This window comes from Paraburkholderia sp. XV (genome assembly GCF_020177535.1).
Lineage (GTDB): Bacteria > Pseudomonadota > Gammaproteobacteria > Burkholderiales > Burkholderiaceae > Paraburkholderia > Paraburkholderia caribensis.
The window spans coordinates 1-13319 of sequence record NZ_JAGUUD010000036.1 but is presented as its reverse complement, the minus strand read 5'-3'; the positions used below and the strand labels follow the sequence as shown (position 1 = coordinate 13319).

At 60.5% G+C, this 13319-nt stretch carries 10 protein-coding genes; 3 read left to right on the top strand and 7 right to left on the bottom strand.

Going from position 1 to position 13319, the window contains the following annotated elements; all coding sequences use genetic code 11:
* The first annotated feature begins 88 nt into the window (after positions 1-88).
* Together KFO72_RS18625 and KFO72_RS18620 are read left to right on the top strand one after the other, a co-directional pair.
* Positions 89-1132, top strand: a complete 1044-nt coding sequence (locus KFO72_RS18625) for a VTT domain-containing protein (protein ID WP_225032727.1) — start codon at positions 89-91, stop codon at positions 1130-1132.
* Between the two features lie 222 nt (positions 1133-1354).
* A complete protein-coding gene (locus tag KFO72_RS18620; RefSeq protein WP_054933582.1) occupies positions 1355-2257 on the top strand; it encodes an aspartyl/asparaginyl beta-hydroxylase domain-containing protein in 903 nt (300 codons plus the stop codon).
* Positions 2258-2287: 30 nt separating this feature from the next.
* Here KFO72_RS18620 and KFO72_RS18615 read toward each other — a convergent pair whose 3' ends face one another.
* Together KFO72_RS18615 and KFO72_RS18610 are read right to left on the bottom strand one after the other, a co-directional pair.
* Complete coding sequence (locus tag KFO72_RS18615) at positions 2288-3361, bottom strand: diguanylate cyclase (RefSeq protein ID WP_225032726.1); 1074 nt, start codon at positions 3359-3361, stop codon at positions 2288-2290.
* 363 nt (positions 3362-3724) lie between these two features.
* Positions 3725-4666, bottom strand: a complete 942-nt coding sequence (locus KFO72_RS18610; RefSeq protein WP_062917123.1) for a LysR substrate-binding domain-containing protein — start codon at positions 4664-4666, stop codon at positions 3725-3727.
* Between the two features lie 221 nt (positions 4667-4887).
* On the opposite strand from KFO72_RS18610, the gene KFO72_RS18605 reads away from it, so the two are divergent.
* A complete protein-coding gene (locus tag KFO72_RS18605) occupies positions 4888-6477 on the top strand; it encodes an inorganic phosphate transporter (RefSeq protein ID WP_225032725.1) in 1590 nt (529 codons plus the stop codon).
* 103 nt (positions 6478-6580) lie between these two features.
* On the opposite strand, the gene ppk2 is transcribed toward KFO72_RS18605, so the two are convergent.
* From ppk2 to KFO72_RS18580, 5 genes are all read right to left on the bottom strand, one after another.
* Positions 6581-7507 (bottom strand): polyphosphate kinase 2, encoded by a 927-nt coding sequence (gene ppk2, locus KFO72_RS18600; RefSeq protein ID WP_054933578.1) that lies wholly within the window; start codon positions 7505-7507, stop codon positions 6581-6583.
* A 173-nt stretch (positions 7508-7680) separates the two neighbouring features.
* Positions 7681-8067 (bottom strand): VOC family protein, encoded by a 387-nt coding sequence (locus KFO72_RS18595; RefSeq protein WP_035997620.1) that lies wholly within the window; start codon positions 8065-8067, stop codon positions 7681-7683.
* A 118-nt stretch (positions 8068-8185) separates the two neighbouring features.
* Positions 8186-9916: a gamma-glutamyltransferase gene (gene ggt / locus KFO72_RS18590; RefSeq protein WP_225032724.1), complete on the bottom strand. Its 1731-nt coding sequence runs from the start codon at positions 9914-9916 to the stop codon at positions 8186-8188.
* Between the two features lie 154 nt (positions 9917-10070).
* Positions 10071-11468: an aspartate aminotransferase family protein gene (locus KFO72_RS18585; protein WP_225032723.1), complete on the bottom strand. Its 1398-nt coding sequence runs from the start codon at positions 11466-11468 to the stop codon at positions 10071-10073.
* 38 nt (positions 11469-11506) lie between these two features.
* Positions 11507-13012, bottom strand: coding sequence for an NAD-dependent succinate-semialdehyde dehydrogenase (locus tag KFO72_RS18580; protein WP_225032722.1), 1506 nt, complete (start codon positions 13010-13012; stop codon positions 11507-11509).
* Positions 13013-13319: the final 307 nt, after the last annotated feature.

The following is a 13319-nucleotide window of genomic DNA, read 5'->3' as shown; positions in this document are numbered from 1 at the left end:
TGCCAGGCATGCGGTATGGTCAGCCGTGCAACAATGAACGACAGCCAGTGCGCGGCGAAGCGAACTGATGCGCAAGGAGCTATTTCAATTGGTCGATCTCAATCCGTCGGCAATTTCTACGTGGGGCGCGGCCGTTGTGTTCCTGAACGTGCTGCTCACGCGCCTCGGCGTTCCCGTGCCTGCCGTGCCCGTGCTGCTGCTCGCCGGCACGGCGATCGCCAACGGCCATCTGTCCTTCTGGCACGTGCTGACGGCCGCGCTTGCCGCTGCGCTGATTGGCGACGGAGTGTGGTTTACGGCGGGCCGCATGCTTGGACGACGGCTGATCCATGCGCTCGCGCGTCTGTCGGCCGCCGTCGAAAAGCGCGTGCGCAAGGCGCGTGCCCTCTTTGTGCACTTTGGACCGGCAATCGTCTCGGTCTCCAAATTCATACCGGGACTCGCCATCATCACGCCGCCGCTGATGGGCACGACGCGCGTCGGCGTCGTCATCTTCTTCGCGTGGGACGCCGTCGGTATCGTCGCGTGGGCAACGTTCTGGCTGCTCGGCGGGGCGATTTTCGAGCGGCAACTCAGCCTGCTGATTCACGAAGTGCGGGCGCACGGCTGGACGATCATCGATGTGCTGACCGCCATCGCCGCGAGTTATCTGGTGTTCCGTTTCGTGCAGCGCTGGCGCCTGCAACGGCCGCTGTCGCTCGCGGCTATCTCGTCGGAACAGGTCGATGCGATGATGCGTCCCGACAAGCCGCCCGTCGTGCTCGACGCCCGCCCCGAGCAGATGAAACGACAAACGCCACAACCCATTCCCGGCGCGCTGCCGCTCGACGTCCATTCGCCCGCCACGGTCGACGCCGCCTTGCTCGCGCGCGATGTCGTCGTCTATTGCATCTGCGCCGACGACGTCACGGCTAGAACGGTGTCGCAGCAGATGCGCGACAAAGGCTTTACACGAATTCGCGCGCTAAGGGGCGGGCTGGACGCGTGGGAGCGGCGCGGCTACTCGGTGGAGCCTTTGATCGCACCGAACATCGGCGCCGCGCAACCCGGGCGCGACAAATCCCGTGCTATGTCGCAGGAACGCGGCATTACTTTGCGCGGTATTGCACCAAGAGGCGCCGTCTCCAGTTAATAGCGCACGTTTTCACGCGTCTGTCTGCCCCATTACCACGCAATCACACGCTAAAGAAAAACCACGCTTTGGTGCTATTAACAGCGAGCCGCTTAACCGATTGGCGAACCGCGTTCCATTGCGTACCCCTCGAGAGCAGGCTGGCGCAGTTCTCGCTAAGATTCCACTTTCAGATCTGGTTACTAAAGACCGATTGTTCAGGTGGAACCTGGAGAGCAAGGTATGCGCTGGCTATTTATCATCTGGTTTATCGTGAGCGTCACGTATGTAGTAAGACGCGGCAATGCCCGTTTCACATTCGGGCGCCAGCTATCAGATCATTCGACCTTTCTGGCTCCCATCAACTGCTTGTTCTATCTTTTCTCGCCGCTCAAGGCCAAAGCTTATATCGACGAAAAGCATTTCCCGGAATTGGCACCGCTCAAGTCAAACTGGGAAGTGATTCGCAAAGAAGCGCTTGCTGTAGATGCTGCACAAAAAATAGCCGCGTCGTCCCATTACAACGACATCGGGTTCAATTCATTCTTCAAGACTGGCTGGCGTCGCTTTTATCTGAAATGGTATGACGCGCCGCATCCGTCGGCGCAATCGCTGTGTCCCGTGACCACGCGTCTGCTTCAGGACATTCCGACGATCAAGGCTGCAATGTTCGCGCAGTTGCCGCCGGGCGCGAGCCTCGTGCGGCATCGCGATCCGTATGCCGGGTCGGTGCGCTATCACCTTGGACTCGTCACGCCGGCAAACCCCAAATGCTATATCGACGTGGACGGCCAACAGTACTATTGGCGCGACGGCGAAGCGGTGATGTTCGACGAGACCTATATTCACTACGCGAAGAACGAGACCGACGTATCGCGCATCGTGCTGTTCTGTGACGTCGAGCGGCCCATGTACTTCCGCTGGGCCACCGCATTGAACCGGATGTTCTCGAATGTCGTGATGCGCGCGGCCAGTTCGCCGAATGAAGAAGGCGACCGCACCGGCTTTCTGAACCGCGGATTCAAGTATCTGTACGCGGTTCGCCGCGTCGGCAAGCGCCTGAAAGCGTGGCATCGGCCGACTTACTATGCCGTCAAATGGGCGCTGTTCGGCACGATTTTCGCAGGCATCATTTACGCGCTATGAAGTGTGAAGCGTCTGCGCACTTCGGCATGGTCAGCCGCGCACCACTTCCTGAACGGGCGCAAGACCGCCGACGACGATCCTGTCGCGCCCCGTCGCCTTCGCCTGATAAAGACTGCGGTCGACTTCCTGCAACCATGTGTGATAGTCGGACAGATCGTCGGTCAATTGAGCAATGCCGATGCTGATCGTGCACGGGCATTGTGTCGACGCTTCTTTCGTCTTCTCCCTCACGCGCTGCACCAGCACCTTCGCAACCGTATGCGCCTCGCGCAATGTCGCGCCCGGCAAAACGACGCCGAACTCCTCGCCGCCATAACGGCCAATGCTGTCGCCCGCGCGGAAATGGCTGCGCAGGAGATCGGCGAACGCCTGCAACACCGCGTCGCCAGCAGGATGACCTAGCGTGTCGTTGATCCGCTTGAAGTGATCGAGGTCGATCAAAAGCAGGCACGACGCGTAGCGGTTCGCGCGGCAGCGCTCGAATTCCTCGGCGAGCAGACCTTCCCAATGGCGGCGGTTCCAAAGGCGCGTCAGGCCGTCCGTGCGGCTCAGATGCTCGAGTTCGCGCGTGCGCTGCGCGAGCTTGAGCGACAGCCGGTAGCTCGTAAAGCCTAATGCCAGCGGATAGATAATGAGGAACGGCAGACACGCGAGAATGGTCGGCATTTGCGACATCGGCGAAAACACGAAGCCGACCGTGACGAGTCCCGTCAGCACACCGAGCACATGCGCGACCACGCCGCGAGTGAAGAGCCGCAGCCCGCCCGCGGCAATGTTGTCCATGCTGAGCATCGCGAGAATCAGCACGCTGGGCAGCACGTTGAACTGCATCGCCACGACCCAGAAACCCCCGAGCATCGAATCGACCATCAGATTCAGGCGTTCGCCGCGAAACGGCACTTCACAGGCAAGCGCCGCACGCCGCGCGACATGCGGCCAGGCGAAACCATGAAACACGAGAAGCGACCACAGCACGAAGCCGCGAGGCTGTAGCGCGAAAACGGAAGCGACGCAGAAGAAGCCAAGCCCCAGCCCGGCAATGCGCAAGCGGTAAATGCGCTCGACAAAGCTCTTCCCTTGCCCGGCCCTGCTTTTCGTTGCCAACGTTATCGATCCCCGAGCAAATGACTGAGAATGAGGCCGCGCGCGTTCGTGCGCTGCGTGCCGCAGGGTCCCTGTTTGCACCAAGCTTTGATAGAGACGCTGCGCGCTTCGATGCGGGCGCAACGTCATGGATTGGTATAAAAAAATGATACCAGCATCCGCAGTGGGTAATTAGTCCATTTACGCGTTGGAAGCGCTTCTGTGGTTTTTCAGTGTTGCGCACGACGGGCGATGGACGCCCAACGTTTGCGCCGCGTGGCAAGGGACGTCGACGGCGCTAGCGCGTCCGCTTGCTCAATGAGAGTTATGTGAAGCAAACGAATCAGCTTAAGTGAGTCAAAAGCCGCGCAAGCGGCAAGCGAGTCAATGGCCGCTGATCAAAGGCACCCGCGCGGCCGCCGATGTTTCGACGCTGCGCTGCGTCAGCCACACTTCCTGTTGCAGCCAGTCGCGAAACACCGTCACATGCGGCAGGTCGCCCTGTTCGGGACGGGTCACGAGCCAATATGACTGGTGTCCGTCGACATGCACGTTCAGCACCTGCACAAGGTCTCCATTGGCGAGTTCGTGCGCAATCATATGACGATCGGCGATCGTGATGCCGAGGCCGTCGACAGCAGCGCGTATGGCGTGATCGAGCAGGTCGAATTCGAAACCGCCGGACGTATCCACACCTTCGATACCCGCCGCCTTCAACCAATGCTGCCAGGTCAGATAACGCTGGTTGTCGCCCGCTAAAACATGCAGCAAAGTGAATTGATTGAGATCGATGGCTTCATTGCCTGCCTGACGTGCAAGCAACGCGGGCGAGCACACGGCGATATGCCGCTCGTTCATCAGCAGCAGGTTATCGAGTCCTTCCCATTCGCCATTGCCGAAACGGATCGAGCAATCGAGCACGCTCGACTCGGCAAGATTGTCCTCCAGCCGCGTCGACAGGCTCAATTCCAGTTCGGGATGCTCGGTGTGCAAGCGCCCGAGGCGCGGCAAAAACCAGCGGCTGGCGAAAGTGGGCGGCGCATTGACTCGCAAGCGGTTCAGATGCGTCTTCTCCTGAATGGAACGCACGGTCCATTCGATCTTGTCGAACGAATGCTGCAACGCCTGCAGCAGCACGCGGCCCGACGCCGTGAGATCCAGATGATGATGCCTGCGCTGCAATAGGGTTTCGCCGAGTTGCTCTTCGAGTTGCCGCACCTGGCGGCTCACTGCACTTTGCGTGACGTTGAGCAATTCCGCCGCGCGCGTGAAGCTGCCCGTACGCCCGGCGACTTCGAAGGCTTTGAGCGCATTGAGCGCTGGCATTTTTCTTTTCAAGGAGGTCTCGATTCGGGTCGGCGCCTTGGCGCCACGCGCTTATTTTAGCGTCTGGGCGGCAAGGGCCTTCTCGCGATGCGTCCGGTTCAACACGGCGTGACGCGGCGCACAAATGTTAAGGGGCATACCCGTCATGCGTTTGTCATCGTATCGACATGCTGGGCTTGCAGGATCGGAGATCCCCCCGACCATCCCCCGAGGCCCAGGCCATGCCGGAACTCTCATATCCGCAGACAGGCACCGCGAGTGCCAAAAACCGCAACTTAGGACTCGCCGTCTTTGTGATTGCGCTGGTCGCTGGCGCGATCTATTGCGCGTTTCAGCTAATCGGCGATCTCGAGCCGATTCGCACGGGTTCGATCGTCCCGTATCTGCTGCTAGGCGTCGCCCTTCTGATCGCGCTCGGCTTCGAGTTCGTCAACGGCTTTCACGACACGGCAAACGCCGTCGCGACCGTGATCTATACGCACTCGCTCTCGCCCAACGTCGCGGTCGTCTGGTCCGGCACCTGGAATTTTCTTGGCGTGCTGACCTCGAGCGGCGCAGTCGCATTCGGCATTCTCCAGTTGCTGCCCGTCGAACTGATTCTGCAAGTGGGCAGCAGCGCAGGCTTTGCGATGGTGTTCGCGCTGCTGATTGCCGCGATCATCTGGAATCTGGGTACCTGGTGGTTCGGCCTGCCGTCGTCCAGCTCGCATACGCTGATCGGCTCCATCATCGGCGTCGGGCTGATGAACCAGCTGCTGCATGGCGCGGACGGCACGAGCGGCGTCGATTGGGGGCAAGCTGCCGGCGTCGGCAAGTCGCTGCTGTTCTCGCCGCTGATCGGTTTCCTGCTCGCCGGCCTTCTGTTGCTGGTCCTCAAGGCGCTCGTGCGCGTGCCCGCGCTGTACGCCGAGCCGAAAGGCAAAGAGCCGCCGCCGTTCTGGATTCGCGGGCTGCTGATTCTGACCTGCACGGGCGTGTCGTTCGCGCATGGCTCCAACGACGGCCAGAAAGGCATGGGCCTCATCATGCTGATCCTGATCGGCACCGTGCCGACGGCCTACGCGCTGAACAAGGCCGTCACGGCAAACGAAACGCAAACCTTCCTCGCCGTTTCGCAGCAGGCTTCCGCCGCGCTCGGCAAGTACGCGACGCAAGGCGTGCCGCCCGTCGTCGCGCCGCGCAGCGAAGTGGAGAATTTCGTGCGCACGCGGCAGCTCGTGCCCGCGACGGTGCCCGCGCTGCAGAAGCTGATGGAGCAGATCGGTCAGCAGGTCAGCGCGTCGGGCACGATGGCGAACGTGCCGCAAGACAAGGTCGATAACGTGCGTAACAACATGTACGTCGCGTCGGAAGCAATCCGTCTGATGGAGAAGGCGAAGCAGCCCGCGTTTGCAGCGGACGACGCCAGGGCAATCGACAACTTCAGGAAGCAGATGGACCACGCTACCAAGTTCATCCCGACGTGGGTGAAAGTTGCCGTGGCAATCGCACTGGGGCTCGGCACGATGGTGGGCTGGAAGCGCATCGTCGTGACGGTGGGCGAGAAGATCGGCAAGCAGCATCTGACCTATGGTCAGGGCGCATCGGCCGAACTCGTCGCGATGGTCACGATAGGCGCCGCCGACATGTACGGCCTGCCCGTATCGACGACACATGTGCTGTCTTCGGGTGTGGCAGGCACGATGGCCGCCAACGGCTCGGGCCTGCAATGGGGCACCGTGCGCAGCCTGGTGCTTGCGTGGGTGCTGACGCTGCCGGCGTCGATCGCGCTGTCCGCGGGACTGTACTGGTTGTTCCGCCACCTGTTCTGACGATTCACGCTTGCCGCCGCGGCGATTCGATCGAACGGCGGCGCCAAACAGAAAGCGCGGCATTTTCATGCCGCGCTTTTCATTTCAGCCCTTCAAACAAGGATCAGAATACGTCGGGCACGATCATCGAGTCCGGCACGGGATGACGGCTGTAGTCCTCGTGAAAGACGCGTTCCGGCAACACGATGGACGGATGTTCGATCTCGTGATAAGGCACCTGACTCAACAGATGATGGATGCAGTTCAGCCGCGCGCGTTTCTTGTCGACGGCCTGCACGACCCACCACGGCGCTTCGGGAATGTGCGAGCGCTGCAGCATCACTTCCTTCGCCTGCGTATAGCGTTCCCAGCGGCGACGGCTTTCGAGATCCATCGGGCTGAGCTTCCATTGCTTGAGCGGATCGTGGATACGCGCCTGGAAGCGGATTTCCTGCTCTTCGTCGGTGATCGAGAACCAGTACTTGATGATCTGAATACCGCTGCGCACCAGCATTTTCTCGAACTCGGGAACCGAACGGAAGAACTCGTCGTATTCGTCGTCGGTGCAGAAACCCATCACGCGCTCGACGCCCGCGCGGTTGTACCAGCTGCGATCGAACAGCACCATTTCGCCGCCTGCGGGCAGGTGGCTGACATAGCGCTGGAAATACCATTGCGTGCGTTCGCGATTGTTCGGCGCGGGCAGTGCCGCGACCCGGCACACGCGCGGATTGAGTCGCTGCGTGATGCGCTTGATCGCACCGCCCTTGCCAGCCGCGTCGCGCCCTTCGAAGATCACGACAAGGCGATGCCCTGTCTTGACGATCCAGTCCTGCAGCTTGACGAGTTCGCCTTGCAGACGGAACAGTTCGCGGAAGTATTGCTTGCGCAATTCGCGCGCTTCGGGCGTGAAGCCTTCGCCGCCGTCGAGGATACGGTCGTCGACTTCCATTTCGAGTTCCTCGTCGTACGCATCGACGAGGTCCTCTTCGAAGCGGCGCTGCCGGGCGGCGAGCGACGCGGCGTCAAGTTCCTGTTCGGATTCCTTCATCACAGTGGCTCCTGTTCTTTCCGTAGCGCGGAAAAGGGTACACGCGGCGCGTGGGCTCGTGTGATTGTCAGCTTTCTCGGTGTCAGTCATATTACTCTTGCGCAGCGCGTGCGGCTCGTCAAAGCGCCTCTGTAGGCGCTTCACAGCCCCTTCACAGCCGCTTCACAGTCGCTTCACAGCCTCCTGGCGATGCTGATCTCGTGGCCGTCAGGATCGGTGATATGGAAATAGCGCTCGCCCCATGAAGCATCGGCGGGCGCGGCCTCGGGTTGGTATCCCGCTGCCAGTGCCTTGCGATAAACGGCGTCCACGTCGGACACGTGCACGATCACGCGTCCCCACCATCGTACCGGTCCTCTCGTGTCGAGAATCAGGTTCAGATAGGTGCCGCCGAACGCAAACGACGTGAACGCCTCCAAGGGTCCGCCATAGGCAAGCGGAAAGCCAAGCGCCAGGTAAAACGCAACGGCGCGCTCCATGTCATGCGTGGCGAGCGTGACGGCACTGAGCCCTTCGAATCGCGGCTCTTGCGTATGGCTCGGTGATTCCGGCTGATTCATCGCTGACTCCCCGCTTCTGAAAGTGAAAACAGCGGACACGCCCACCGGCGATGTCCGCTGCAAAGCGAATCGACATGGCGCCGCGGGATTGGCCGCGACGCCAGCGCATGCCGCGAGATTACGGTATCACACGCGACACGCCACGTCCGCGCGGATCGGATACGGCCTCCGGCCGCTCGCCGTTGATCTTGATTGCCTGAATGTCGCCGTTGAAATCCTGCGTCTTAAGCGTATAACCCTTCGCTTCGACCTGCCTTGCGAGGTCGCCTTCGATAGGTGCATACGGCTCCACGAAGATCGTATTCGGCGGCAACAGTTGATGGTGGAAACGCATTGCGCCAACCGCATCTTTCAACGGCATATTGAAGTCGTACACGTTATTGACCACCTGGAAGATCGACGTGAAGATGCGCGATCCCCCCGGCGTGCCGATCACCAGCGACACCTTGCCGTCCTTCGTCAGAATGGTCGGCGTCATCGACGACAACGGGCGCTTCTTGGGCTCGATCGAGTTCGCGTCGCTGCCCACCACGCCGAACATGTTCGGCACGCCGGGCTTCGAAGCGAAGTCGTCCATCTCGTCGTTCAACACGATGCCCGTGCCTTCCGCCACGACGCCGGAACCGAAATAGCCGTTGATCGTGTACGTGTTCGACACGGCATTACCCCACTTGTCGACCACTGAGAAATGCGTCGTCTCCGCTTTCTCGGGCATCGACGTACCGAGCCCGGCCTGCACGCTCTTTGTGTCCGACGGCGCGTTGGGATTCACTTCCGCTGCGCGCTTCGCGATATAGGCGTCGTCCGTCAGTTGTGCGACGGGCACCTTATAGAAGTCCGGATCGCCCAGATATTGCGCGCGATCGGCAAAGACGCGCTTTTCGATTTCCGATATCAGGTGAATGTACTGCGGCGAGTTGAGATCGACATTGGTGAAGTCACTCTTCAAATCCGCCTTCATCTTCAGCAATTGCACGAGGCCAATGCCGCCCGAACTCGGCGGCGGCGCCGTGATCACGTGATAGCCGTTCCAGTCCGCCTGAATGGGTTGGCGCCACACGGCGCGGTAGTCCTGCAGATCGCGCTTCGTGATGAGGCCGTGACCTTTCATCGACGCCGCGATCAGATCGGCCGTCTTGCCGTTATAGAACTCGCGCGCGCCCTGATTCGCGATGCGCGTGAGCACGGCCGCGAGATCCGGTTGCTTGAAATTGACACCCTGTTTCAGATTGCCGAAATAGGTGTCGAAATTCGTCTTGCCTGCGAAGTCCTTCTCGGCATCTTCGCGACGCTTCGCCAGTTGCTCGTCGACTTCGAAGCCGTCGCGCGCATATCTGATGGCGGGCGCCAGAACCTGTTTCCATTTCAGCTTGCCGAAGCGGTGCTGTGCTTCCCACATGCCCGCCACGGTTCCGGGCACACCCGCTGCGTAATAGCCGAAAAGGCTCTTGCCCTTGATGACATTGCCCTGATCGTCGAGAAACATGTTGCGCGTCGCAGCGAGCGGCGCGCGCTCTCGATAGTCGATGAAATAGGGCTTGCCGTTCACGTACAGCGTCATGAAACCGCCGCCGCCGATGTTGCCTGCTTCGGGGTACGTGACGGCCAGTGTGAACGCGATAGCGACAGCGGCGTCGACGGCATTGCCCCCTTCCTTGAAGATCTGCTCGGCAGCGTCAGCGCTGTACTTGTCAGCGACGGCGACGGCCGATGCGTTGAGTACGGGTTGCTGCGGCGGGGGTGCCTTCGCGTAAGCAGGTGCGGACTCGAGAAAGCCTGCGGAAGTCGTGAAGAGCCCTGCGACGGCGAGTGCTGTTGCGGAGAATTTCGCTTTATCGATTAGTTTCAATGCGTGCCTCCAAAGACAATCATCCAGTGATGGAACTAAAAGCCTGTCTTTGGGCTTATAACACGCAACGAGTGCATTTGCGAAGCAACCCTCATGCTGCAGCCGCAGCGAGTTGCTTCGCGCGATTACCAATTGCAATACGCTTGCGACGCTGTTAGACAGCAGCAGATTCCTTTAGCACCTGCGAAGCGACTTCATCCACGGCTGTCCTGGCCAGCTTGACGATCTCGTCGACTTCCGCGCGTGTCGTCACGAGCGGCGGCGCAAAGCCGAGAATGTCGCCATGCGGCATCGCGCGCGCAATGAGTCCTTGTTGCAATGCAGCGGCCGACACGCGCGGACCGACTTTCAATGCGGCGTCGAATGGACGACGCTCTTCTTTATGCGCCATGAATTCGACCGCGGCAAGCATGCCTGAGCCGCGCACTTCGCCGACGAGCGGATGCGAATCGAATGCGGCATGCAACTGTTGCTGCAGATACCCGCCGACTTCCGCCGCATTCTGCATGAGGTTCTCGCGCTCAAGAATGTCGAGATTCGCGAGCGCCGCGGCAGCACAAACGGGATGTCCCGAATAGGTCCAGCCGTGCCCCATCGGACCATGTTCCTGCGATCCCTGCGCAATGACGTCCCAGACCTTCTCGCCGACGATCACGGCCGACAGCGGCGCATACGCGCTCGTCAAACCCTTTGCGACCGTGATCAGATCCGGCTCGATGCCGAAATGCTGCGCGCCCATCTTCGAGCCTAGCCGTCCGAAGCCGCACACCACTTCATCGCTGATCAACAGAATGTCGTGCTTCTTCAGTACTTTCTGGATGGCGGGCCAGTAACCGGCCGGCGGCGGCAGGATACCGCCCGTGCCCATCACCGGCTCACCGATGAAAGCGGCGATCGTATCCGCGCCCTCCTTCGCAATCAGCTTCTCCAGTTCTTCGACGCAATAGTCGACGAACTGCGCTTCGCTCATGCCAGCGGGCGCCTGACGATACCAATGCGGACAGACCGTATGCTTGACGCGATCGATGGGCAAATCAAAGTGCTGATGGAAACTCGGCAGACCTGTCAGGCTGCCCGTCACGATGCCGGAGCCGTGATAGCCCCGCTGGCGCGAAATGATCTTCTTCTTGTTCGGACGGCCTTTTACATTGTTGTAGTACCAGACAATCTTGATCTGCGTTTCGTTCGCGTCGGAACCGGACATGCCGTAATACACCTTCTTCATACCCGTCGGCGACCAGTCGATGATGCGCGACGACAGTTCGATGATCGTATCGGTGGAATGCCCGACATAGGTGTGGTAATAAGCCAGTTTCTTTGCCTGCTCATAAATCGCGTCGGCCACTTCCGTGCGGCCGTAGCCGATGTTCACGCAATAGAGGCCCGCGAATGCGTCGATGAACGACTTGCCTTGATGATCCTCGATGCGAATGCCTTTGGCGCCCGTGACGATGCGGCCGGGCAGCGCGCCGCTGGCGTGATCGTGAGCATGCGTCGAAGGGTGCATGAAATGCGCGCGGTCCGCGCTGAACAGTTGATCGAACTGGGTCATATGACACTCCATATTTAATCGATAGTTGAATGACAGACTCACGCGGCGAGCGGCCGGCGAGCAGGCGAAGCGACGTCGGTTAGGGGCAAGCCCAATTGACCGAGGCAGAAGTACCGCGTTTCGACGAACGGCTCGAAGCCTTCGAGTCCGCCTTCGCGGCCGAGACCCGATGCCCTCATGCCGCCGAATGGAATCGGCGCGCCCGTGAATTTCGCGCCGTTCACGGAGACCATCGCGAAGTCCAGTTGGCGAATGACCTGAAAGACCGTGTTCAGATCTTTCGCGCACAGATAGGCGGCGAGACCGTACTCGGTGTCGTTGGCGCGCGTAATCGCTTCTTCGAGCGTGTCGAAGGGCGACACGGCTGAAATGGGTGCAAAGTTCTCTTCATCGTAGATGCGCATGCCCTTCTGCGCATCGGCGATCACGGTTGGCTCGAAGAACCAGCCGCCGCGCTCATGGGGCACGCCGCCGGCCAGAACACGCGCGCCTTTCGCACGCGCATCCTCGACGCGTTGGACGGTCGCATCGAACGCGGCTTGATGCATCAGCGGACCGACTTGGATGCCCGGTTCAAACGCCGCGCCGACCTTCAACTGACGCACGGCCTGCGCATAGCGCTCGACGAATGTATCGTAGACGGGACGCGCAACGAGTATGCGATTCGCCGCGCAACAGTCTTGCCCTGACGTCTGAAACTTTGCTGCCACGGCCACGCGCACTGCCTGATCGATGTCGGCGTCATGCGTGACGATGAACGGCGCGTTGCCGCCGAGTTCGAGCGCCGTCTTCTTGATGCCGCTTTGGGCGACGGCCTGCATGACGAGGCCACCGACGCGCGTCGAGCCCGTGAAGCTGACGGTACGCACGCGCGGGTCGCGCACCAGTGTTTCCATCGTCGTTTGCGGATCGCCGAGCACCACGTTGAAGACACCCGGCGGGAAACCGGCCTCTTCTGCGAGCTGCGCGAGCGCGAGTGCGGAGAACGGCGTTTCGTGCGCGGGCTTCACGACGACTGTGCAGCCTGCTGCGAGCGCCGCAGCAGCCTTGCGGGTGATCATCGCGTTGGGGAAATTCCACGGGGTGATCAGGGCGGCGACGCCGACGGGTTCCATGATCGTGCCGAGATGTGCGCCGTCGATATGCGATGGGATCGTGCGGCCGTTCAGTCGCTTTCCTTCATGCGCGAACCATTCGATGAAGCTCGCGCCGTAGGTGATTTCGCCCGTTGCCTCGGCGAGTGGCTTGCCCTGTTCCAGGGCGAGGATGCCTGCCAGGTCGTGTTGATGGCGTTGGATCAGTTCGTGCCAGCGGAGCAATATGGCGGCGCGTTTTGTGGCTGGGATCCAGCGCCAGGTTTCGAATGCGCGATGTGCGGCGTCGACTGCCTGTGTGATCTGGTGTGCTTCCAGCATCGGGACGTGGCCGATTACTTTTTGATCTGCAGGGTTCTGTATCGCTATTGTCGAGGCTGTTTCGCTGTGGACCCAGCGGCCGTCGATGTAACACAATGATTTGAAGAGAACAGGGTGGCCGAGCAACATGGTGATCTCCTTTCTTTGATATCTCTGGCTGTTACTTTAGGCGCTGCGCGGGCTCTGTTTTTTTTGTTCTCGGGGTGTTTGGGTTTTGGTTTTTCTGTTTTCTGGTGGAGGTGGTCGGTTTTTTTTCGCTGTCGCGGGAGGGGTTGGGTTTTCGGTTGCTATTCGTGATTTGCCTTTGCGCTTGCATCCGCGATTCCGCTGGCATCCGGGAATTGCTTTTGTTTTCGCTGTCGCTTTCGCTGGCATCCGCGATTCGTTAGCTCGCTTCACGCGTCGCCCCTGTGCGGGGCGGCACCTACTTTTCTTT

Bases quoted from the DNA above. Each gene is read 5' to 3' on its own strand.
- KFO72_RS18620 (WP_054933582.1), top strand. From the start codon at position 1,355: ATGCGCTGGCTATTTATCATCTGGTTTATCGTGAGCGTCACGTATGTA.
- KFO72_RS18610 (WP_062917123.1), bottom strand. From the start codon at position 4,666: ATGCCAGCGCTCAATGCGCTCAAAGCCTTCGAAGTCGCCGGGCGTACG.
- KFO72_RS18605 (WP_225032725.1), top strand. From the start codon at position 4,888: ATGCCGGAACTCTCATATCCGCAGACAGGCACCGCGAGTGCCAAAAAC.
- ppk2 (WP_054933578.1), bottom strand. From the start codon at position 7,507: ATGAAGGAATCCGAACAGGAACTTGACGCCGCGTCGCTCGCCGCCCGG.
- KFO72_RS18595 (WP_035997620.1), bottom strand. From the start codon at position 8,067: ATGAATCAGCCGGAATCACCGAGCCATACGCAAGAGCCGCGATTCGAA.
- KFO72_RS18585 (WP_225032723.1), bottom strand. From the start codon at position 11,468: ATGACCCAGTTCGATCAACTGTTCAGCGCGGACCGCGCGCATTTCATG.
- KFO72_RS18580 (WP_225032722.1), bottom strand. From the start codon at position 13,012: ATGTTGCTCGGCCACCCTGTTCTCTTCAAATCATTGTGTTACATCGAC.